The organism is Pseudomonas brassicacearum (assembly GCF_003732265.1).
Lineage (GTDB): Bacteria > Pseudomonadota > Gammaproteobacteria > Pseudomonadales > Pseudomonadaceae > Aquipseudomonas > Aquipseudomonas brassicacearum_D.
Map to the genome: position 1 here is coordinate 1 of NZ_MOBK01000013.1, position 21,997 is coordinate 21,997.

Annotated in this window: 19 protein-coding genes; 10 read left to right on the plus strand and 9 right to left on the minus strand. The window is 60.5% G+C overall.

The window, feature by feature from the left end; all coding sequences use genetic code 11:
• The first annotated feature begins 144 nt into the window (after window positions 1–144).
• The 6 genes from BK660_RS26730 to BK660_RS26755 all read left to right on the plus strand — a co-directional run bounded on the left by BK660_RS26730 (window position 145) and on the right by BK660_RS26755 (window position 7,387).
• Window positions 145–753, plus strand: a complete 609-nt coding sequence (locus tag BK660_RS26730; RefSeq protein ID WP_123435867.1) for a YqiA/YcfP family alpha/beta fold hydrolase — start codon at window positions 145–147, stop codon at window positions 751–753.
• A 54-nt stretch (window positions 754–807) separates the two neighbouring features.
• A complete protein-coding gene (gene parE, locus BK660_RS26735) occupies window positions 808–2,712 on the plus strand; it encodes a DNA topoisomerase IV subunit B (protein WP_123435868.1) in 1,905 nt (634 codons plus the stop codon).
• Window positions 2,712–3,701, plus strand: coding sequence for an esterase-like activity of phytase family protein (locus BK660_RS26740; protein ID WP_123435869.1), 990 nt, complete (start codon window positions 2,712–2,714; stop codon window positions 3,699–3,701). Before parE ends, BK660_RS26740 begins: the two co-directional genes overlap by 1 nt.
• Window positions 3,698–4,222, plus strand: a complete 525-nt coding sequence (locus BK660_RS26745) for a retropepsin-like aspartic protease family protein (protein ID WP_123435870.1) — start codon at window positions 3,698–3,700, stop codon at window positions 4,220–4,222. Before BK660_RS26740 ends, BK660_RS26745 begins: the two co-directional genes overlap by 4 nt.
• 7 nt (window positions 4,223–4,229) lie before the next feature.
• Complete coding sequence (parC, locus tag BK660_RS26750; protein WP_027922005.1) at window positions 4,230–6,497, plus strand: DNA topoisomerase IV subunit A; 2,268 nt, start codon at window positions 4,230–4,232, stop codon at window positions 6,495–6,497.
• Between the two features lie 176 nt (window positions 6,498–6,673).
• Window positions 6,674–7,387: a PqiC family protein gene (locus BK660_RS26755; RefSeq protein WP_123435871.1), complete on the plus strand. Its 714-nt coding sequence runs from the start codon at window positions 6,674–6,676 to the stop codon at window positions 7,385–7,387.
• 264 nt (window positions 7,388–7,651) lie between these two features.
• Here BK660_RS26755 and BK660_RS26765 read toward each other — a convergent pair whose 3' ends face one another.
• Window positions 7,652–9,184: an AhpA/YtjB family protein gene (locus BK660_RS26765; protein WP_123435873.1), complete on the minus strand. Its 1,533-nt coding sequence runs from the start codon at window positions 9,182–9,184 to the stop codon at window positions 7,652–7,654.
• A gap of 135 nt (window positions 9,185–9,319) precedes the next feature.
• Here BK660_RS26765 and serB point away from each other — a divergent pair, with 135 nt between their 5' ends.
• Window positions 9,320–10,534, plus strand: coding sequence for a phosphoserine phosphatase SerB (gene serB / locus BK660_RS26770; RefSeq protein ID WP_027922002.1), 1,215 nt, complete (start codon window positions 9,320–9,322; stop codon window positions 10,532–10,534).
• 136 nt (window positions 10,535–10,670) lie between these two features.
• Here serB and BK660_RS26775 read toward each other — a convergent pair whose 3' ends face one another.
• The 4 genes from BK660_RS26775 to BK660_RS26790 all read right to left on the minus strand — a co-directional run bounded on the left by BK660_RS26775 (window position 10,671) and on the right by BK660_RS26790 (window position 15,843).
• Window positions 10,671–12,428 carry a molecular chaperone gene (locus tag BK660_RS26775; RefSeq protein WP_123435874.1) on the minus strand — a complete coding sequence of 586 codons (1,758 nt, stop codon included), beginning with the start codon at window positions 12,426–12,428 and terminating at the stop codon, window positions 10,671–10,673.
• 141 nt (window positions 12,429–12,569) lie between these two features.
• Complete coding sequence (asd, locus tag BK660_RS26780) at window positions 12,570–13,430, minus strand: archaetidylserine decarboxylase (protein ID WP_077045404.1); 861 nt, start codon at window positions 13,428–13,430, stop codon at window positions 12,570–12,572.
• Window positions 13,431–13,446: 16 nt separating this feature from the next.
• Entirely contained in the window at window positions 13,447–14,262 is an 816-nt protein-coding gene (locus BK660_RS26785) for a rhodanese-like domain-containing protein (protein ID WP_123435875.1), read from the minus strand.
• Between the two features lie 42 nt (window positions 14,263–14,304).
• Window positions 14,305–15,843 carry an HDOD domain-containing protein gene (locus BK660_RS26790; RefSeq protein ID WP_123435876.1) on the minus strand — a complete coding sequence of 513 codons (1,539 nt, stop codon included), beginning with the start codon at window positions 15,841–15,843 and terminating at the stop codon, window positions 14,305–14,307.
• A gap of 166 nt (window positions 15,844–16,009) precedes the next feature.
• Between BK660_RS26790 and motA the strand changes: the two genes are divergently transcribed.
• Window positions 16,010–16,861 carry a flagellar motor stator protein MotA gene (gene motA / locus BK660_RS26795; RefSeq protein WP_027921997.1) on the plus strand — a complete coding sequence of 284 codons (852 nt, stop codon included), beginning with the start codon at window positions 16,010–16,012 and terminating at the stop codon, window positions 16,859–16,861.
• Between the two features lie 162 nt (window positions 16,862–17,023).
• Window positions 17,024–18,067 (plus strand): flagellar motor protein MotB, encoded by a 1,044-nt coding sequence (gene motB / locus BK660_RS26805; protein WP_123435877.1) that lies wholly within the window; start codon window positions 17,024–17,026, stop codon window positions 18,065–18,067.
• Between the two features lie 42 nt (window positions 18,068–18,109).
• On the opposite strand, the gene BK660_RS26810 is transcribed toward motB, so the two are convergent.
• From BK660_RS26810 to rsgA, 4 genes are all read right to left on the minus strand, one after another.
• Window positions 18,110–18,595 carry a toll/interleukin-1 receptor domain-containing protein gene (locus BK660_RS26810; RefSeq protein WP_123435878.1) on the minus strand — a complete coding sequence of 162 codons (486 nt, stop codon included), beginning with the start codon at window positions 18,593–18,595 and terminating at the stop codon, window positions 18,110–18,112.
• Window positions 18,595–19,554, minus strand: a complete 960-nt coding sequence (locus tag BK660_RS26815; protein ID WP_123435879.1) for a caspase family protein — start codon at window positions 19,552–19,554, stop codon at window positions 18,595–18,597. Before BK660_RS26815 ends, BK660_RS26810 begins: the two co-directional genes overlap by 1 nt.
• Before the next feature lie 2 nt (window positions 19,555–19,556).
• On the minus strand, window positions 19,557–19,964 hold the full coding sequence (locus BK660_RS26820; protein WP_123435880.1) for a TIR domain-containing protein: 408 nt from the start codon (window positions 19,962–19,964) through the stop codon (window positions 19,557–19,559).
• A 212-nt stretch (window positions 19,965–20,176) separates the two neighbouring features.
• Window positions 20,177–21,208 (minus strand): small ribosomal subunit biogenesis GTPase RsgA, encoded by a 1,032-nt coding sequence (gene rsgA, locus BK660_RS26825; protein ID WP_027921992.1) that lies wholly within the window; start codon window positions 21,206–21,208, stop codon window positions 20,177–20,179.
• A gap of 107 nt (window positions 21,209–21,315) precedes the next feature.
• On the opposite strand from rsgA, the gene orn reads away from it, so the two are divergent.
• A complete protein-coding gene (orn, locus tag BK660_RS26830) occupies window positions 21,316–21,858 on the plus strand; it encodes an oligoribonuclease (RefSeq protein ID WP_007995036.1) in 543 nt (180 codons plus the stop codon).
• Window positions 21,859–21,997: the final 139 nt, after the last annotated feature.

The following is a 21,997-nucleotide window of genomic DNA, read 5'->3' on the forward strand; positions in this document are numbered from 1 at the left end:
GAGCTTTAGTCCCACCCACCCCTTCAAGTCTAAACATACAAGCGGGCTTGCTCGCGAAGGCGGCGGCACAGCAACCCAATTCCAGCAGATATCCCCGACTCCCTGTAAACTGCGCCTCTTTCACCCGACGCACAGGGAGCTCAAATGTCTGGTTCGATCCTTTATATCCACGGTTTCAACAGCGCGCCTTCGTCGAAAAAGGCTACGCAGTTGATGCAGGTGATGGACCGACTCGGCCTGAGCGATCAACTGCGCGTTCCGGCCTTGCATCACCACCCGCGCGAGGCCATCGGTCAGCTGGAGCAGGCGATTGAAGCGCTGGGGCGGCCACTGCTGGTCGGCAGCTCACTCGGCGGCTACTATGCGACTCACTTGGCCGAGCGTCATGGCCTCAAGGCTTTGCTGATCAACCCGGCCGTCAGTCCGCACCGGATGTTCGACGGGTACCTGGGAACGCAGAAAAACCTGTATACCGATGAGGCCTGGGAAATGACCCACGACCACGTGACGGCCCTGGCCGAGCTGGAAGTGCCGGCGCTCCAGGATCCGCAGCGGTATCAAGTGTGGTTGCAGACCGGTGACGAAACGCTGGATTATCGCCTCGCCCAGCAGTATTACCGGGCCTGTGCCTTGCGCATTCAGGCTGGCGGTGACCATGGTTTTCAGGGTTTCGCCGCGCAATTGCCGGCGATGCTGAGTTTTGCCGGCATCGGCGCAGATTTGTATCAGGCGATCGACTTCACAGCACTGTGAACCCTCGCCCCTTATTAAACGAACACTCTTTTTACAGGCGGACGACGAGACCCCATGGCCACTCCCAGCGCTAGCTCTTATAACGCAGACGCCATCGAAGTCCTCTCGGGCCTCGACCCGGTGCGTAAACGCCCCGGCATGTACACCGACACCAGTCGGCCGAACCACCTTGCCCAGGAAGTCATCGACAACAGCGTCGACGAAGCCTTGGCCGGGCATGCAACCTCGGTGCAGGTCATCCTGCACGCCGATCACTCCCTGGAAGTCAGCGATGACGGCCGTGGCATGCCGGTGGACATTCACCCGGAAGAAGGCGTGTCCGGGGTCGAACTGATCCTCACCAAGCTTCATGCGGGCGGCAAGTTTTCCAACAAGAACTACCAGTTCTCCGGCGGTCTGCACGGGGTGGGTATTTCCGTGGTCAACGCCTTGTCGACCGAAGTCCGGGTGCGCGTCAAGCGTGACGGCAACGAATACCAGATGACGTTCGCCGACGGTTACAAGAAAACCGAACTGGAAGTGGTCGGCACCGTCGGCAAGCGCAATACCGGCACCAGCGTGTTCTTCGCCCCGGACCCGAAATACTTCGACTCACCGAAATTCTCCATCAGCCGCCTCAAGCACGTGCTCAAGGCCAAGGCCGTTCTGTGCCCGGGGCTGCTGGTCAGTTTTGAAGACAAAGCCACCGGCGAGAAAGTCGAATGGCATTACGAAGATGGCCTGCGCTCCTACCTGGTCGATGCCGTCAGCGAATTCGAACGCCTGCCGGACGAGCCGTTCTGCGGCAGCCTGGCCGGTAATAAAGAAGCGGTCGACTGGGCGCTGTTGTGGCTGCCGGAAGGTGGCGACTCGGTTCAGGAAAGTTACGTCAACCTGATCCCGACAGCCCAGGGCGGTACTCACGTCAACGGCCTGCGTCAGGGCTTGCTCGATGCCATGCGCGAATTCTGTGAATTCCGCAGCCTGCTGCCACGCGGCGTGAAGCTGGCGCCGGAAGACGTCTGGGAACGCATCGCCTTCGTCCTGTCGATGAAAATGCAGGAGCCGCAATTCTCCGGCCAGACCAAAGAGCGTTTGTCGTCCCGTGAAGCGGCGGCCTTCGTCTCCGGTGTGGTCAAGGACGCGTTCAGCCTGTGGCTCAACGCCCACCCGGAAACCGGCATGCTCCTGGCGGAATTGGCGATCAACAACGCCGGCCGCCGCCTCAAGGCGAGCAAGAAGGTCGAGCGCAAGCGCATCACCGCCGGGCCGGCGCTGCCGGGCAAACTGGCGGATTGCGCCGGGCAGGACCCGATGCGCTCCGAGTTGTTCCTGGTGGAAGGTGATTCCGCCGGCGGTTCCGCCAAGCAAGCGCGGGATAAAGAGTTTCAAGCGATCCTGCCGTTGCGCGGCAAGATTCTGAACACCTGGGAAGTCGATGGCAGCGAAGTGCTGGCCAGCCAGGAAGTGCACAACATCGCCGTGGCCATCGGTGTCGATCCGGGCGCAGCGGACATGAGCCAGCTGCGTTACGGCAAGATCTGCATCCTCGCCGACGCCGACTCCGACGGTCTGCACATTGCCACGCTGCTGTGCGCGTTGTTCGTCCAGCACTTCCGCCCGTTGGTGGATGCCGGTCACGTCTACGTCGCGATGCCGCCGCTGTACCGCATCGACCTGGGCAAGGAGATTTACTACGCCCTGGACGAAGCCGAGCGCGATGGCATTCTCGATCGTCTGGTCGCCGAGAAGAAACGCGGCAAGCCGCAGGTCACCCGATTTAAAGGCTTGGGTGAAATGAACCCGCCACAGCTGCGCGAAACCACCATGGACCCGAACACCCGGCGTCTGGTGCAGTTGACCCTGGACGATTTCGCCGCGACCTCGGAAATGATGGACATGTTGCTGGCGAAGAAACGCGCCGGTGACCGCAAGTCCTGGCTGGAATCAAAGGGCAACCTGGCCGAGGTTCTTGGTTGATGCGGCTTGGCTTTGCCCTGGCGTGTGCGTTACTTCTGACCCCGGTTCTGGCCTTGGCTGAACCGGCACCAGAATTGCGCGTGATCTCCGAGCATCCGGTCGACGGCATGCGCGGCGGCAACCTGTCGGGGCTGGCCCAATGCGGCAAGGACCTGTGGACGGTCTCGGATCGCGACGATGATCAAATCTACCGCCTCGATACCAGCAACCCGACCTGGCAGGCCGAAACCGTGGGCATCGGCGTACCTCCGGTGCCGGACACCGGTTTGCCCTGGGGTTTGCGTTCGCGAACCTGGGTGGCGTCGTTCGTACGTGGCGGCGATCTGGATTTCGAAGGCATTACCTGCGACAGCGCCGGCAATCGCTACATCGTCAGCGAAGGCCATGCGGCCGTCCTCCTGGTACCCCCCACAGGGCCGGCGAGCTGGCTGAAAATCTCGCCGATGCTCGTTCGCGAAGCGCGGGCCAGCGGCATGCTGTTGCAGTTCAATGCGCTGTTCGAGGGGCTGGCGATCAATCCGGCGGGCGATCAAATATGGTTCGCTGCCGAACGTCAAAGCCGCGGCTTGTTGACGATCAAGCGCAAACAGACCGTTTGGGATTGCGACGGTGGCTGCGTGCTGCTGAGCGAAGCGGGCATGGAAATGCAGCCGCCGCAGTTCCCTCACGCCAGACCGGTCAACCGGGATTTTTCCGACCTGTCATTGTTCAACGGCAAGCTGTTTACCCTCGAACGCAATGCCTATCAGATTTGTCGCCGTGACCCGCTGACGGCCAAGGTCGAACGCTGCTGGTCGTATGCGGCCGAGTTGTTGCAGGAAAACCGTCGTTATACGCAGAACTACGGGCTGGAAGAGGCATTGATCATCGACGCTGACGGTGCATGGATCGGCGTCGACAACAATTTCGGGCCCCGTGCCGATGGCGAAGTCCGCCCGGTCGTCTGGCGCTTCGCCGCGCCTGAAGGTGGCTGGAGTGCCAAGCCTTGAGTCAGCAACCGCCGGGCAAACGCGCCGGTCGAGTGTTGATGGTGCTGGCCTGGTGCGCGGCGCTGTTTCTGGCCACGCGGTTTTTCGGGCAGTGGGAAGAGCGGCAGCAAAACCCGAATGTGGTGGTCAGTTCCGAGCAGGGCGATGGGTTTATCGAAGTGAAACTGGTCAGCAACAGCCAGGGGCACTTCGTTGCGAGCGGCGCGATCAACGGCCACCCGGTGGATTTCATGCTCGATACCGGGGCGACAGATGTGTCAATTCCGGCCAGTGTGGCCGAGGGATTGAAACTGGAACAAGGCTTCGGGGTGACCCTGAGCACGGCCAACGGTCTGAGCGAGGGCTACCGAACCCGCATCGACCGGCTGCAATTGGGCGACATTGTGTTGCGTGATGTTCGCGCGCTGGTCGCACCCGGCCTGGAAGGCAAACAGGTGCTGCTTGGCATGAGCGCACTGAACAAACTTGAATTTACCCAGCGCGGTGGCACCATGCTGCTGCGCCAGACAACGAACCGATGAGGCCCGCATGAGCGACTCCCTTGATCTCAGCCTGGACGGTGTAGAACGCCGGTCACTGGCTGACTTCACCGAAAATGCCTACCTCAACTACTCCATGTACGTGATCATGGACCGTGCCTTGCCGCATATCGGCGACGGCCTGAAACCGGTACAGCGACGCATCATCTACGCGATGAGCGAGTTGGGGCTGGACGCCGATTCCAAGCACAAGAAATCGGCGCGTACCGTCGGTGATGTGCTCGGCAAGTTCCACCCGCACGGCGATTCGGCCTGCTACGAAGCCATGGTCCTGATGGCCCAGCCGTTCAGCTACCGCTACACGCTGGTCGACGGTCAGGGTAACTGGGGTGCGCCGGATGATCCCAAGTCCTTCGCCGCCATGCGTTACACCGAAGCGCGGCTGTCGCGTTATTCCGAAGTGCTGCTCAGCGAACTGGGCCAGGGCACCGCGGACTGGGGCCCGAACTTCGACGGCACCCTCGACGAGCCGCTGGTGTTGCCGGCACGTTTGCCGAACATCCTGCTAAACGGCACCACCGGCATTGCCGTGGGCATGGCCACCGACGTGCCGCCGCACAACCTGCGCGAAGTCGCGACGGCGTGCGTGCGTTTGCTCGATGAGCCCAAAGCCACGGTCGAACAGCTCTGTGAACACATCCAGGGCCCGGATTACCCGACCGAAGCGGAAATCATCACCCCGCGCGCCGACCTGCTGAAAATGTACGAAACCGGCAAGGGCTCGGTGCGCATGCGCGCCGTGTACCACATCGAAGACGGCGACATCATTGTCACCGCGCTGCCGCACCAGGTATCCGGTGCCAAGGTGCTGGAACAAATCGCCGCGATGATGCAGGCCAAGCCGTCCAAGGCCCCGCAGATCGCTGACCTGCGCGATGAGTCCGACCACGAAAACCCGTGCCGCATCGTGATCATTCCCGGCGCGCGCAAAAACTTTGACCACGATGCACTGATGACGCACCTGTTCGCCAGCACCGAGCTGGAGTCGAGCTACCGCGTCAACATCAACATCATCGGCCTGGACGGCAAGCCGCAGCTGAAAAACCTGCGTGCGCTGCTGGTCGAGTGGCTGGAATTCCGGGTGCAGACCGTGCGTCGCCGCCTGCAATTCCGCCTCGATAAGGTTGAACGTCGCCTGCACCTGTTGGACGGTTTGTTGATTGCCTACCTCAACCTGGATGAAGTGATTCACATCATCCGTACCGAGGAGCATCCAAAAGCCGCCCTGATCGCGCGTTTCGCCCTGAGCGAAATTCAGGCCGACTACATCCTCGACACCCGTTTGCGTCAGTTGGCGCGACTGGAAGAGATGAAACTGCGTGCCGAGCAAGATGAACTGCTCAAGGAGCAAGCCAAGCTGCAAGCGCTGCTGAGCAGCGAAGCCAAGCTGAAAAAACTGGTGCGCACCGAACTGATCAAAGACGCCGAAACCTATGGCGACGACCGTCGTTCGCCGATTGTCGAGCGCGCCGAGGCCAAGGCCCTGACCGAGCACGACCTGCTGCCGAACGAGAAAGTGACGGTCGTGCTGTCGGAAAAAGGCTGGGTCCGTTCGGCCAAAGGTCACGAAATCGACGCCACCGGGCTTTCCTACAAGGCCGGGGACGGCTTCAAGGCGCTGGCGGCCGGTCGTTCCAACCAGTTTGCGGTGTTTATCGACTCCACCGGTCGCAGTTATTCGGTGGCCGCGCACACGTTGCCATCGGCCCGTGGCCAGGGCGAACCGCTGACCGGTCGTCTGACGCCACCGCCAGGCGCGAGCTTCGAATGCGTGTTGATGCCGGAAGACGATTCGCTGTACGTGATCGCCTCCGACGCTGGTTATGGCTTCGTGGTCAAAGGTGAAGACTTCCAGGCCAAGAACAAGGCCGGCAAGGCGTTGCTGAGCCTGCCGAGCAACTCGAAAGTCATTCTTCCGCGCCCGGTGGCTGACCGCGAGAGCAACTGGCTGGCCTCGGTCACGACCGAAGGTCGCCTGCTGATCTTCAAGATCAGCGACCTGCCACAATTAGGTAAGGGCAAAGGCAACAAGATCATCGGCATCACCGGTGAGCGTGTGGCCAATCGCGAAGAATATGTCACGGACATCGCCGTGCTGCCGGAGGGTGCCACTTTGGTGTTGCAGGCCGGGAAACGCACCTTGTCACTGAAAGCAGACGACCTCGAACACTACAAAGGTGAACGTGGGCGTCGTGGTAACAAATTGCCACGTGGCTTCCAGAGGGTAGATGCGCTGCTCGTCGAAAACCTCAATTAAGCGTCCTAGAGCGCTCGATCTACGATTTAACGCGTAGATCGACGCATTGGCGCTGGAGTCGGAACGCATATTCACGGATGATATGGCCTTTCAAGCGCCGGCGTGGCCGAGCGTTCTTCATATTTATTGAGTATTTTCACTGTGGTCAGCCTTGTGGCGGCCACCTGGATGGGACGATGACTGCTCTGCGCCTTCCTTTTATTTTGATGCTCGCTGGCGTTTTAGGCCTGGCGGGTTGCAGCGTTCACCAGCCGGTGTCCCTGTATCAACTGGACAGCGGAAGTCCGGTTGCGCCTGCGCAAAGCTCAGGCATGGCGGTATTGCTGGGCCCGGTAACGGTCGCTGATTACCTGCAACGCGAAACCCTGTTGCAGCGTCAGCCCGATGGCAGCCTTCAGGCATCGACCGACGGTCGTTGGGCCGGGAGCTTGTCTTCGGACATCGATCAGCTGTTGCTGCGTCAGGTAGCCGGTCGTCTGGACAGTCAACGCGTTGTGCTGGCGCCAGCGACCCTCGGTTTCACGCCGGATGTTCAAGTGCTGCTGACGATTACACGCCTGGACTCTGGTGAGTCGCAACCGGCCATCCTCGATGCGCAATGGCGTTTGATCGACCGTCGCGGTCAGGTTCGCGACAACCGCATCATTCATTTGCAGGAACAGCACGCGGGCGGTACAGCGGCGCAGGTTCAGGCACAGGGTGTGTTGTTGCAGCGTCTGGCGGAGCAACTGTCGGTGGCGTTGAAGCCGTTGGCTAACCAGCCGCCGATTGCTGAAGCGCCAAAGAAGCAGGCGGCCAAGCCCGTGGCTCCGGCGGCAGAGCAAGAGAAACAACCGAAGATCCCGATGGCTTCGCCGATCCGCACCGATATGGAAGTGTTCAGGTTCTAAGCCTGGACTGATCCAAAGCAAAGCCCGCCATGTGCGGGCTTTGTTGTTTCTGCGGGTTGGAGATATCTGCCGCCTGTCCCACCGCCTTCGCGAGCAAGCCCGCTCCCACATTCGACCGTATTCCTATTGCAAGAACCCGGTCGAATGTGGGAGCGGGCTTGCTCGCGAAAGGGCCAGACCCGACAACACACCTTTTCCCGCAGGCAACAAAAAGCCCGCAGACAATCACTCATCTGCGGGCTTCTTGACAGCGGGGGCTAGTGCTTACGCCCGACGCTCATGCATCCGCGCCAACTGCCGCTCCAGCATCGACGGATAAGGCTCCATCAACCGCTCCACGCAGCAAGCACCCTCAGGGCTGGCAATCGGACGAATCCGTGCACGCTGACGGATCAGCGCATCGTCACTGATCTTGCGTTCCACCAGCAGCAGGTTGCGGCTGTGTTGCGACAGGGCCAGGGCGTCCTGAGCGGATTCGGTCAGCAGCAAGTCGATCTGACTCATACCGAACAACTCCTCACCCAGCGTCAGGCCCAGCTGCAATTGCAGGGTGATGCCGCTGTCCGCGACTTCGATCTGCAACTGATGGCCCAGGGCCCGCAGCAGCTCACCGCAGCAGATGGCGTTGGTCAGGTAGTCGTCGCCGCTGTCTTCGGTGTGGAACAGCATCAGCGTGCTGCCATCATTCAGGGTGTGCAGTTCACTCTGGTAGAGCGAAGCAGCCTGATCGAGGCAGTCGCGATAGCGTTTCAGCAACTCTTCCAGGCGTGTGCGGGGCAGGCGACGCAGTTGATCCTGGGCGCCCAGTTGCACGGCCAGGACCGCACTGTGTTGTGGCACGTTCGAAATCACCGGTTTTGCGGCAGGTTTCGGCGCGCTGGCGACGGACTCGTCACGCAGATCGGCAAACGCATCATCGTCGTCATCGTCTTCCGCGGTGCTGACAATGTGCCGTGGCGCAGGTTTGAGGGCTGCCACAGGCTTGGTTTCATCGAAACTCGGGTCGCGCAGATTACGCACTTCGAAGGTCGGCTCGTTGTCGTCCGTGTCTTCGTAATCGCTGTCGTCGTACTCCGGTTCTGGCGCTGGCTCGGGTTCGGCCGGCTCCGGAGCGAAATTGGCGTGCAGTTGGCGGGCAAGGTCGCCGATTTCATCCTGGCGCTCGGTGGCCGGGGTGTATTCGTCGATATTGCGCAGCCACACGCGCAATTGCAGCAGCGGCGTGGAGATGTGCCGACCCAGTCGCAGGCTCAAGGCCAGGGACAGGGCCAGCAGAATCGCACTCAAAATGCCCATGCTTTGCAGGCTGATGGTCATCGGCTGCTGGAACTGATCCATGTCCAGGCTAATGCGCAGCTGCCCGGCGGTCACGTCCTGGAACGTGATCTTGCTCTGGTACATGCCCTCGGCTTCGCCCAGCAGGCTGTGCTTGGGACGCTGACCGGCTTCGGCGAGGATGCGGTTATCCACGCTATAAATGGCGGCGTGGGCCACCAGTTTATTCTTGGTCAGGTTGTTGAGCAGCACGTTGAGGCTGAGGATGTCGTTGGACACCAACAGCTCCGTGGCGGACGTGGCGGTCTGCGTGGTCAGGCTTTCGCCCAGCGCATCGGCCTGCTCGTGCATGGCCTGCTTGAACTGCAAACCCATCACGCAGGCGTAGATCACCAGGGCCAGAGCGACCAGGATCACGTTATGGCTGGCGATGCGCAATGCAATCGGTACACGGCGATGGCGCAGTGCCCGGAAGATCAGCAGAAAGAAGTTATCGGTTTTTACTGGCGTGGGCCGGTTCACTTGAGCTCGGCTCTTTTGTCCGTGAAGTTGACGCGCAGTATAGCGACAGGCCCTAGACCGGCAAAGCGCTCACGGTGCCCGATGGTCACTGAAAGTGGGTAGAATGCGGTTTTTTTCCACTTGCGGGGGTGCGCCTTGCGCGAAATCGTCCTGATAAACATCACGGGAGTCGACCGTCCGGGTCTGACTGCGGCCATTACCGGCGTTCTGGCCCAGGGTGGTGTGAACATTCTCGACATCGGTCAGGCGGTGATCCACGACACCCTGTCGTTCGGCATCCTGGTTGAAATTCCGGATACCGAGCAAGGTAAATCGGTGCTCAAGGACATCCTGTTCAAGGGCTACGAGCTCGACCAGCAGGTGCGTTTCACGCCGGTGTCCGAAGAGGATTACCAGCAGTGGGTCGGCAATCAGGGCAAGAAGCGCCACATCGTGACGCTATTGACCCGCAAAGTGACCGCCGGGCAGTTGCAGGCTGTGAGCTCGATCACTGCGAAATATGGCCTGAACATCGATCACATCGATCGCTTGTCCGGGCGCATGCCGCTGGACACCCCGGCCGACAAGGGCAAGGGCTGCATCGAGTTTTCCGTGCGTGGCGAAGCGGCCGATCCGCAGGCGCTGCGAGCCGAATTCCTTAGCGTTGCGCAGGAATTGAACGTCGACATCGCCTTCCAGGAAGATTCGCTGTTCCGTCGTAACCGTCGTCTGGCGGTGTTCGACATGGACTCGACTCTGATCGAAGCCGAAGTGATCGACGAACTGGCCAAGGCAGCCGGCGTGGGCGATCAGGTGTCTGAAATCACCGAGCGGGCGATGGCCGGCGAGCTGGATTTCCGTGCGAGCTTCAAAGAGCGTCTGGCGTTACTCAAAGGTCTGGACGTCAGCGTGCTGGACTCGATTGGCGCGTCCCTGCGCCTGACCGAAGGTGCTGAAACCCTGTTCGCCGAACTCAAGCGTCTGGGCTACAAGACTGCCATTCTGTCGGGTGGCTTTACCTACTTTGCCAAGCAATTGCAGGCCAAGTTGGGTATCGACTATGTGTTTGCCAACGAACTGGAAGTGGTCGACGGCAAGGTGACGGGTGTGGCGGTCGAGCCGATTGTCGATGCGCAGCGCAAGGCGGATCTGCTGCGTGAGCTGGCGCATAAAGAAGGTTTGCGTCTGGAGCAGACCATCGCGGTCGGCGACGGCGCCAACGATCTGCCGATGCTGGCGATTGCCGGGTTGGGCGTGGCGTTCCGGGCCAAGCCATTGGTGAAACAGTCGGCGAAGCAGGCGATTTCTACCCTTGGGCTGGATGGCGTGCTGTACCTGTTGGGTTTCCGGGATCGTGACGGGCAGCTCTGAGTTTTGTAGCGCCTGATAGTCAGTCTTCGCGAGCAAGCCCGCTCCCACATTCAACCGTGTTCCACAGGGATAACGCGGTTAAATGTGGGAGCGGGCTTGCTCGCGAAGGGCGCGCCGCGGTCTCAAAGACTGACCCTCACAGCGAAGGCCACAACGAATCAAACACCTCCTCAACGCCGCTCCCCGCGGCGTTGTCGTTTCTGCCCGCCTCCAGCGACCGATACGCAAACTGATTAAAACTGTTGGTGCTCGCCACCCGCCGATCCAGTCCAGCCCGGTGTTCCTGGCCGTTGGTGTTGATCAGCACCTTGTTGCCTTCCTGAAACGGCAAGCGCGGGGCGAGCACGGTGGCGGGCAGGTCGATGGCGCTGATTTGCGGCAGCAACAAGCCGCGCAAGTAATGGCTGTGGTCATCCCGGTTGCGCACCAATTGCAGCCCGCAAGGCTCGGCGAAGGGCGCGACTTGTTCAATGCCCATCTGCGTACCGCCGCCGCGCACCTGACGAATCCAGCGCACGACCGCAATGCTCCAGCCTTTATTGACTGAATCCTCGATCCCGACCATTTCCCCGGCCTGTAACTCGGCGGGCACCGCGTTGGGCCAGGCCAGGCAATAACCGCCGGGGCTGTGATTGATGACGGGCAGGGCATAGGTCGGAAAATGCCGGTTGCTGTCGGCCTCTTGGCTGTCGTCGTTTTGCAGTTGCGGGTATTCAATTTCTTCGTAGGGCAGCAGGGCATCGCCAGTGCCCTGGGACGCGGCATCGAATGCCTGATGCCAGGGGTCGCTGTCCCGACTGGCCGCAGGCATTGCCGAAAACTGTGCGAGCCGGTTGCCAGGGTTTTTCAACAGGTCGCTGAACGAGCGCTGCCCGCCCAGATAAAAGTGCAACGCGCTCATCCCTACGCACAGGGTCAACGTACCTTGACCGGCCGTTCGCTGAAAACTGCGCTCGGCCGCTTGTCCCCAGGCCGCGTGCAGGTGTTGCAGCGTGTCCACGCTAAGGCCTGTCGGCACGGGCAAGTCGCCTTTAGTACCTTGCAAGTGTGTTTCGATGGCGTCGACCAGTGGCTGCGGATCAATCCCCAGCAACTCGGCCTGCTGCTCGGCCCGAAACTTGGTGCGGTAACGCGGGCCAGTGTCGAGCTCCGGCGCGACGGCGAACAGTCCATCCGCCTGCAGTTTGACCCGAGTACTCCAGGCTTCCAGCGCTTCGGCGAGGCGGGCGATCTGGTTCTGGCGCAATTGATTGCAGCGTGATGCACCCAGCAGCAGGGCGACGACGTAAGTCTGTTCGATGCTCAGGGAGGGCGTCTGGCTGGTCAGTTCATCGCGCAGGCTCAGGTGTTGCAACCGATGTTCGCAACCGATCCGGTACAGCTGATGCAACTCCAGCCACACACCGTCCGGCACCGGGCAGTAGAGCTGAGTGGCGCGGATCAACTGACCATTCAGGCAATGAATGGCCCGCTGCAACGCTTGCGCCAGCAGCGGCGCACGGTCCTTGCTGAAACGTGGAGAGATGCGGATGACGATCTGTTTGTAGCCAATCGCCAATTGACCTTGCAGGGCCTGGCAGAGGTTGGCGATCTTGCGCGAACGCTCGTCGAGAACAATCGCCTGGTGCAGGAAATGCCGCTCCAGGTGTTTGCAGACGTAATACACCTCGGGCCTGAGCAGCTCGAGCAGGGGCAGGCGATTGGCGCTTGGGGTCAGCAGTTGGTTGAGTTCGCCCAGGGCTTGATAGAGCTGGCGGGCGGTTTCGCCGATGTTGGCTTTGGGCAGGGCGGCGATCCAGCGCTTGAGGTCGCGCGGGGTGGCTTCGCAGAACGTCAGGCGCAGTTGCGCGGGGACGGGGGCGCTTAGCAGCAGGTGGGGACTGGTCTCATTCATGCCGTGGAAAACTCCAGCCGGTCAATGGGCAGTGAATGACCTGACTGTAGCAGCTATGTCCATCAGCGCGGGACAACCAAAAAGGCTCGCCACCGATGATATCCGCCCTGTCGAAGTCGCTCGAAAGGGCGGATCAGCGGATCAGGCCTTAGGCAGACCCAAGCCCTGGCCCATCTGCACCGGCGAACCGGCCGCCAGTTCTTCAGCCCACTTGACCTGGTCCGGGCCGAACAGTACGACAGCGGTCGAACCCAGTTTGAAGCGACCCAGTTCCGCACCTTTCTCCAGATGGATCGGTGCGCGGGCGGCTTCGTCGTAGCGGAAGGTTTTCAGTTCGCGTTTCGGCGGCGTGACCAGCCCGGCCCAGACGGTTTCGATCGACGCTACGATCATCGCGCCCACCAGCACCACGGCCATTGGCCCGCGCTCGGTGTCGAAAATGCACGCCACACGCTCGTTGCGGGCGAACAGCTCCGGAACGTTTTCGGCGGTGGTCTGGTTGACCGAGAAAATCCGGCCCGGGATGTAGACCATCTCGCGCAGGGTGCCGGCCAGCGGCATGTGCACGCGGTGGTAGTCCTTCGGCGACAGGTAAATCGTGGCGAAATCACCGCCCATGAACGGCGCGGCGTTGGCCGCGTCACCGCCCAGCAATTCCAGCACGCTAAAGCTGTGGCCCTTGGCCTGGAACACGCGACCGTGTTCGATCGGGCCGAGCTGGCTGACCGCGCCATCGGCCGGGCTGAGGATCGCGCCCGGGGTTTCGTCCAATGGACGCGCGCCGTCTTTCAAGGCGCGGGTGAAAAACGCGTTGAAGTGCTCGTAGGCGGTCAGGTCTTCGACCAGCGCCTGGGACATGTCCACCTGATAGCGCTTGGCGAACCAGGCGGTGAAGGCGTTCTTGAACCAGCGCACGCGGCATTCGGCAATGCAGCCGGCCAGTCGCGAGAGCAAGTGATGGGGCAGCAGGTATTGGCTGAGGATAAACAGACGCTTGTTCATTAACTGTCCTTAAACCTTAAATCTCTACGGGGGTGTCGGGGTGGTTGCCCCATTCGCCCCAGGAACCGGCGTAGCCTTTGACCCGCGGATAACCGAGGGATTTGGCCACCAGATAAGTGAAGCCAGAACGGTGGTGAGTCTGGCAGTGGGTAATGACTTCTTTGTCTTTGCTGATCCCTAGCTGTTCGAGGATCTGCGGCATGTCCGAGCGGATGCGCAGGTTGCGCGCCTGATCCATGCCGGCAGTCCATTCGAAATTGACGGCACCCGGAATGTGCCCGGCCTTGGCCGCCAGCACTTTCTCGCCGGAGTATTCCAGCGGCCCGCGCGCATCCCAGATCGCCAGGTCGGCGGCGCCGAGACGGCTTTGAAGGTACTCGCGGGTCGCGGTGGGTTCGTCGTGCAGGGTCAATTTCACCGGGCCGCCAACGGCGGCCGGGATCTGGATCGACATCGGCATGCCTTCTGCCAGCCAGGCCGTCAGGCCACCGTCAACGTAGTGGTATTTACGGTGACCGATAACGTCCAGCAGCCAGATAAAACGCCCGGCCCAGCCGCCGCCTTCGTCGTCATACACTACGTACACCGCATCGGGGTTGTGGCCCAACTCGCCGAACAGCGCTTCAAGTGCCGCTTGCGGCGGCATCAGCCCCGGTGCAGGCGCCTGACCGAGTTGCGTGCGTTTTGGATCGACAAAACGCGCGCCGGGAATATGCCCTTCGGCATAGCGGGCGCTGCTGGTCAGGTCCACCAGAATCAGATCGCGGGCCTCGAGGCGAGGGAGCAAGTCGCTCGGCTCGATCACCAGCGGCAAGCCAGAGAAGTCAGACATGTGAGGTCTCCAGGGCACAAAAGGGAGGATTGTAGCGCAGCGTCATTGGCCGCGGTGGCTAAAGGTGTTCAAGGCTTTCTCAATGCACTGCGCGGTTTTGCCGAAGGCTTGCACGGTGATTTCCGAGAACGGCCCGCCGCCCTGATCCGCCACCACGACCATGATCACCCGACCATTATTGACCAGCGAGCGCAGGATCAAGTGTTCACCACGGAACTGCGCGCGCAGGTTGCCCGGCAACAACGCCGAGAACTGCGCGGTGTTGGCCGGTGTCAGGCGCACCTGGGCTTGCTGCGAGAGCAAACGTTGGAGCACGGAGCTTTGGCTTACCGCGAAATTCAGCCCGGCCGCTTCTGTTGGCAAACCGGCAGTCTGATGCACCCGCAGATTGGCGTGCGTGCGGTCAGCCATCAAGATCATCACCCGACGCATGCCACACGCGACCAACGCGTCCCGGGCGGAGGTGGTCAAGTGCATCGCGTTGGTGAACGGGCTTGGTTCTACCAGCAACTCGGCGCATTGGTTGCGCCACTTCGCCAGGTCTTCGGTGGTCGGCGCCGGGGCCGGTAACAAGGCGGCATGGACACGGTTCATGCCCCACGGCCAGAGCAGCGAAACAGCGGGGTGCCAGAGGTCCGGCATGGCATGCAGCCGGGCGCTGTTGGCGGCCTGTTGGTGCAACTGTTGCTGCACGTCGGCCATGGGCATTTGCAGGTAAAGGCTGGTCAGGTATTGCCAGCGCTCACTGTGCGGGCTGTCCCATGCCTGTTGCGCCGACAGCGCCAGACCGTTGGCCAGCAGCACGGTATTGGCCGGCTGATTGAGCCAGCGGCGCAGGGTCGGATCGTCATCGAGGCGGTTTTGCTGGCGCAAGGGATGCTCGCTGTCGCGGGCAATGCGCAGCACTTTGACCAGCTCGCGCTGCTCGGTCAGCAGCAGGCGATAACCCTGTTCCACCCACACCGGCAGGCGCCAAATGGTCACCAGGGCCTGGCAAATATCCAGCAGGCGCACGCCGAACAACTGTTTTTCGACCTTGCGCGCCGATTCGCCTTTATGGATAACCCGCAGTTCCCACTCTTCAAGCAATTGCGGATAAGTCAGCGCCATCGGCCACAGCGGCGAGAGAAACAGCAAACTGCCCCAATGAATGTCCTGCCACAGCCGCGCCAGGCGACTGGCAAAAAAACCATTGGCCTGTTGCGTCGCGTGCTGGCTGATCAATTGCAGCTGGCGCAAGGCAAGCGGGATCTGCATTTGGGGTTCGGCGGGGAGGCGGGCGAGCAGTTCTTCGGTGCGCTTCAAGCCGAGGCGATTGATCGCCACTTCCAGGTTTTCCGCAGGCTCGGTCATGCTGCCGTGGGTATGGCGGTTGGCTTCACGAATGATGCTCAAGGCCAGGGCCGGGCTGTCTTGCATCAGTTCGGCGATATCGCGCAGCGAGCTGCGATTATCGGCGATGGCCCTGCAGACACGGTCATGGCTTTCCTGCGGAACCGGCAGGCGCACGCCATCGAGAAGCTTGACCCAGCCTTCAAGTGTCGTTGGTTTTTGAGTTGGAGTGTTCGTCTGGTTAGCCATGGTTGGACGCAATCTTCGTCTGCATTACCTATGCCCGGAGTAGGCTAAATTAGCTTTTCGCTTGAACGGGCTATAGTCTGGCGCAGTTTTGCCGATAAGGAGAAGAAGAGATTTTTCGACCTCCGAATATGACCTTGAACCCGACTCAGTAAGTGCTCTCCTACCTATGGCTAAAATTCTCGGCATCATTGTCGTATTCGCGAGCGTGCTCGGCGGGTACGTGCTCTCCCACGGCAAGATTGCTGCCCTTATCCAGCCTTTCGAGGTGATGATTATCGGTGGTGCAGCCTTTGGCGCATTCCTGCAAGCCAACCCTGGCCACATGGTCAAAAACGTTCTGAAGAAAGCCTTCGGGATGTTCAGCTCGCGCTTCAACCACACCTTTTACCTTGAAGTGCTGGGGCTGATTTACGAGATCCTCAACAAGAGCCGCCGCGAAGGCATGATGGCCATCGAAGGCGACATCGAAGATGCGGCCGCGAGCCCGATCTTCGCCAAGTACCCGGCGGTGCTCAAAGATGACCGCATGACCGCGTACATCTGCGATTACCTGCGCATCATGTCGTCCGGCAACATGGCGCCCCACGAGCTGGAAGGTCTGTTCGACATGGAACTGACCAGCCTCAAGGAAGACCTCGATCACCCGTCCCACGCGGTGAACGGTATTGCTGACGCCATGCCGGGTTTCGGTATCGTCGCGGCGGTACTGGGTATCGTGGTGACCATGGCCTCCCTGGGTGAAAGCGATCAGAAAATGATCGGTGTGCACGTGGGTGCGGCACTGGTCGGTACCTTCTTCGGTATTCTCGCCGCCTACGGCTTCTTCGGCCCGCTGGCCCATGCCCTGGCCCACGATGCCAAGGAAGAGCTGAACGTCTACGAGGCCATCAAGGCTTCGCTGGTGGCCTCGGCGTCCGGCATGCCGCCATCGCTGGCCGTGGAATTCGGTCGCAAGGTTCTGTACCCGGCGCACCGTCCTAGCTTCGCTGAGCTGGAACAAGCGGTTCGCGGTCGATAGTGCTCTGTTTTGCAAATACGTTCCTTTTTTGGCGAGTGACTGTTGTTGCCAGACAAGGCGCCGCGACGAGTCATAGCTTGCTATGGCGAGGAGCGGCAACGCCGTATGGCGACAACAGGCACCGTCAAAAAGGAACAGTATTTGTGAGACAGAGCACTCTGTATGGAAAATAACCAGCCGATCATCATCAAGCGCGTCAAGAAATACGCGAGCGGGCATCACGGCGGTTCCTGGAAAATCGCTTTCGCGGACTTCGCGACGGCGATGATGGCGTTCTTCCTGGTGCTGTGGCTGCTGTCCACCGCCACCCCGGAACAAAAGATCGCCATCGCCGGTTACTTCAAGGACCCGGTCGGCTTTACCGAAAGTGGCACGCCGTACATCATCGATCTGGGCGGCTCCCCGACCCTGGCGCCGGAGAAAACCCTCAACCCTGAGGTGAAATCCCAGCCGCAGCCAGACCGCGTCACTGTCGACACCGAACAAGTCGAAGGCATGGCCGAGCAGGTCGAGAAGGAACGCCTGGAACTGTTGCTGCAAGAACTGCAGAACAAGGTCGATGAAAATCCGCAGCTGCAGAAATTCAAGGACCAGATCCTGTTCGAGATCACGCAGGACGGTTTGCGCATCCAGATCATGGACGCCGAAAACCGCCCGATGTTCGACTCTGGCAGTGCGCGTCTGAAACCGTACTTCGAAGACATCCTGCTGGCCATGGCCGACACCATCAAAGCGGTGCCGAACAAGATCAGCATCAGCGGCCACACCGATGCCAAGCCGTACTCGGGCACCGGCGATTTCGGCAACTGGGAACTCTCGGCCAACCGTGCCAACGCCGCTCGCCGTGCGCTGGTCGCCGGCAGCTATCCGGATCAACAGGTTGCGCGGGTGGTCGGTTACGCCTCGTCGGCACTGTTCGACCGTGAGCACCCGTTCAATCCGGTCAACCGCCGCATCGACATCGTGGTACTGACCAAGAAAGCCCAAAAGGCCATCGAAGGTTCGCAAGGTGCAGAACCTGCGCCAGAGCCGGCACCGGCCCCCGCTGCACAAGGGCAGGGCGGACCGGGTGAAGTGCCGGCCAAACCAGTCGATCCGAACGCCTTGCCGGCGGATAAAGAACCGCTGCCGGCCCATGAGCTTCGCGAGCGTTTGAACATCTTTGAAAACCCGGCACCGAAACCGGCGGAACCGCCGAAGCAGTGACCCACAAAAAAGCCGACAGTGATGTCGGCTTTTTTGTACCTGTCAGAAGCCCCGTCGAATGCGGTTCTTGAGCTGGTCGTGGAACAGCTCGGCATTGCGTTTGTAGGTGCCATGAAGGGATTCGCTGATTGAATCCAGTGTCATTGAGCGCTTGGTCGCCACTTCTTCTCGATACGCATCAATGAAAAACTCCAGATCCCTGTCGGTGCTGATCTTGGGCCATTTATCGAGATACAGCGGCAGTTCCGCCGGTTCTGTCTTGAATGAACAGATCCGTCGATTACTGATAGTCGCTTCGCCGATTTCGAACGGCACCCACCACGACAGCGCGGTCTTGCCCGAGACCACCGCTATCAGATGCGTGCATGCGGTGATGTTGCGGGTGATGACCCCGGTGATGTCGTCAGTGGTTTGTGATTCCGGATCCAGCACGTCGAAGTAAGTCTTGATGTTCGCCCGAATCAGACGGGAGTTGATGGCGATGGCGTGGGGGCGGTCGCTATGGCGGTAGCTGATAAACACAGGCATCAGAAATGTCCCTTGATTGCGAGTTCGCGGTAATAGGCGCCGAGGGCGGTCAGGCGGCAGCCGGTGGAGTGCAGGGCGGCGTAGTACATGTGCTCGGCGTCTACTGGTTCGATCAGGCTGTGGCGGTTGCACTTTTGCAGTTGGGAGAAGACTTCACCGTGTTCTGGGTCGAACGTGACTTCGGTAGGTTCGTAGCTTGGATCGAGGGCGAACATCGATTCCGCCTCCTCGAACCAGTCAGGCAGTTTGCGCAGTATCTCTTTGGGGATCAGCGGTGAGACTTCTCGCAATGAAATGAACTGCGACACATTGGTCTTGAACACCGGGCGCTGTTCCCACGCGTCTAGAGCGTTGTCGACGAATGAATAGAGGCTGCCGGGGGTAATCTTCCCCAATATGTTTGCGGCGCCGCCGTGCAGTGCTTGCAGTAACAGCCCCGTGAAGACACCGTGGTTGGCGCCTTCCATCGCCGGCTCTTCCTTTTTGCACGCGGTGAGGATGGTCATGCCTTCGCACACCATGCTGCTTTCGCTGCGTAGCGCCCGCACTTCGCCTGCCGAGCCCGCCTGGCAGCAGTCGAGAATAATCACCTTGTTTTTGATTTTTACGGCTTTGGTCGCCCAATTCAGGATGTCGCTGATGCGAATTCCATCCTTGGAGGATTTGTAGTCCTGGGGGATCAGCATTCCTTCGTCCGTGTCGACGTCGAAGTTGCCGTGTCCGGCGAAATACAGGAGTGCAACGCTGCAATCGCCGGAAAACAATTCCTGAATATGCCCTTCGAGCTTTTCACGGCTCAGATAATCTTCGGCGGAGGTCAGGACCAGGTTCTTGAAATTCGGATCGCCATTGGCGTCGGTTTTCAGCACCGAAGCCATGGCCATTGCATCGTTGTTGCAACCACTCAATTGCGACACATGGCTGTAGTTATTAATGCCGATGAACAGTCCCTTGCGCATGGTTACACCGCCGTGTGCAGACGAATGGCGCTGACAATGCTGTTGGTATTCCACGCACATTCGGCATGTGCCGCCTCACGCACCACCGTGGAAATCCGCTCCGCCCCAAACGGCTTGACCGCAATGATCACCTTGCCCATCCGCTTGGCGATCTCGATTTCCTTGTTGATCCACTTGCTGTAGGTCGAATACATCCCCGCCATGATCAGCACCGCCGAGCACGGACGAATCTTGTTTTCGATGGCGGCTTCCAGTTGTTTGTCGGTCTGCGCGTCGACGATCGGGTTGTCCGTCGGCACTGAAAAGTTTTTGAACGTGAAGCCGGGTTTTGCGTTGAGCAGGCGCACGAGATTGTCGTGGGCGTGGGGGTAGTTCCACGAATGGCTGATGAACAAATGATAGGTTTGCATGGTGGTCCCTCGGTATCGCCGGAATGCGAAGAGGGCTTGAATGTATGCACTTGATTGGCCGCAACAAGGCCTGCGCGGTTAAAGAGAAGAGTCCTTCAAGCGGGCGCGTGGAAGTCCTACAGAGGTGTCTGACGTTTAATCAGTGGGGAAATGTGTAGGTCGCAACAAGCGGCCCACCGTCCCGTCAGTGTCGGGGCGGTGGGCGCGTCTGTTTAGTAGCTGGTTTCAGGCAGGCTGGCGATGATCGAGCGGTAGCTGTTCATCCGTTGCTGCTGCACGCGGCCTTCTTCGAGGGCCTTGAGCAGGGCGCAACCCGGTTCGCGGTCGTGCTTACAGTCGCGGAAGCGGCAGGTGCCGATCAGGTCGTTGAACTCGATGAAACCGGCTTCGACGTCGGCACGGCTGACGTGACCGAGGCCGAACTCACGAATACCCGGGGAGTCAATCAACTCACCGCCACCGGGGAAGTGGAACAACCGCGCGGTGGTGGTGGTATGGGTGCCTTGGCCGGACAGTTCGGACAACGGGCCGACGCGGGCTTCGACTTCCGGCAGCAGGCTGTTGACCAGCGACGACTTGCCGACACCGGACTGGCCGACGAATACGCTGATGCGTCCGTCCAGCTGTTCCTGAAGTTGCTCCATGCCATTGCCGTGGTGCGCCGACACTTCCAGCACCGGATAACCGAGCGTGCGGTACACCGCCAGCAAGGCATTCAGGGCCGGGGCGTTCTGCTCGTCGATCAGGTCGAACTTGTTCAGCAGCAGCAGCGGACGAATCCCGGCGTGCTCGGCGGCGACCAGATAACGGTCGATCAGGTTGGCGTGAGGCTCGGGCAGCGGGGCGAAGACGATGACGATCATGTCGACGTTGGCCGCAACAGGCTTGAGCTGGCCACGGCTGTCCGGACGGCAGAGTTCGGTTTTACGCGGCAGTTGCGCCACGATTACGCCGATGCCCTGGTTGCCGGCGCGCCAGACCACCTGATCGCCGGTCACCAGTGCAGGCAGGTTGGCGCGCAAGTGACAGCGGAACACTTCGCCGGCCAGTTCGCCCTCAAGGGCTTCGACTTCGACCTGCACACCGAAGTGCGCGATCACCAGGCCGGTCTGTTCCGGACCCAGGTCGCCGCCCTCAAGTGCCTCGACAGCCGAGGACTCGCGTTTGGCGGCGCGGGCAGCGCGCTCGCCCTGAATCTTTTCGATGCGCCAGTTTTGACGACGATTGAGTTGGCGTTTGGCCATGGGTGTTCCGTATCAAGAATGCAGCGATTAGGTAAAACGGCCGCGAGTTTAGCACGCCCGTGCGCCGCCCTAGGCTAAACTGCGCAGCATTGCCTAGGAGCCGACACATGCAAAACCCGCAGAATCTGATCTGGATCGACCTGGAAATGACCGGTCTGAACCCTGATACCGACGTCATCATCGAGATGGCCACCATCGTCACCGACAGTGACCTGAACACCTTGGCCGAAGGCCCGGTGATCGCCATCCACCACAGCGACGAGATCCTCGCCGGCATGGACGAGTGGAACACCCGTCAACACGGCGGCTCGGGCCTGACCCAGCGCGTTCGCGACAGCCGCATCAGCATGGCTGAAGCCGAAGCCGAGACCATCGCCTTTCTGGAGAAATGGGTGCCGAAGGGCAAGTCGCCGATCTGTGGCAACAGCATCTGCCAGGACCGTCGCTTCCTTTATACGCACATGAAATCCCTGGAAAGCTACTTCCACTACCGCAACCTCGACGTGTCGACGCTCAAAGAGTTGGCCGCACGCTGGGCGCCGGACGTGCGCGACAGCTTCAAAAAAGGTAGCACTCATTTGGCGCTGGACGACATCCGCGAGTCGATTGCCGAGCTGCAGCACTACCGCAAGCATTTCATCAAGTTCTGATGCTGCCGAGCCTTTGTGGCGAGGGAGCTTGCTCCCGCTCGGCTGCGAAGCAGTCGTAAAACCTGCAAATGCGGTGTGACTGGAAGAATGCCGGGGAGCGCTTCGCGCTCCAGCGGGAGCAAGCTCCCTCGCCACAGGT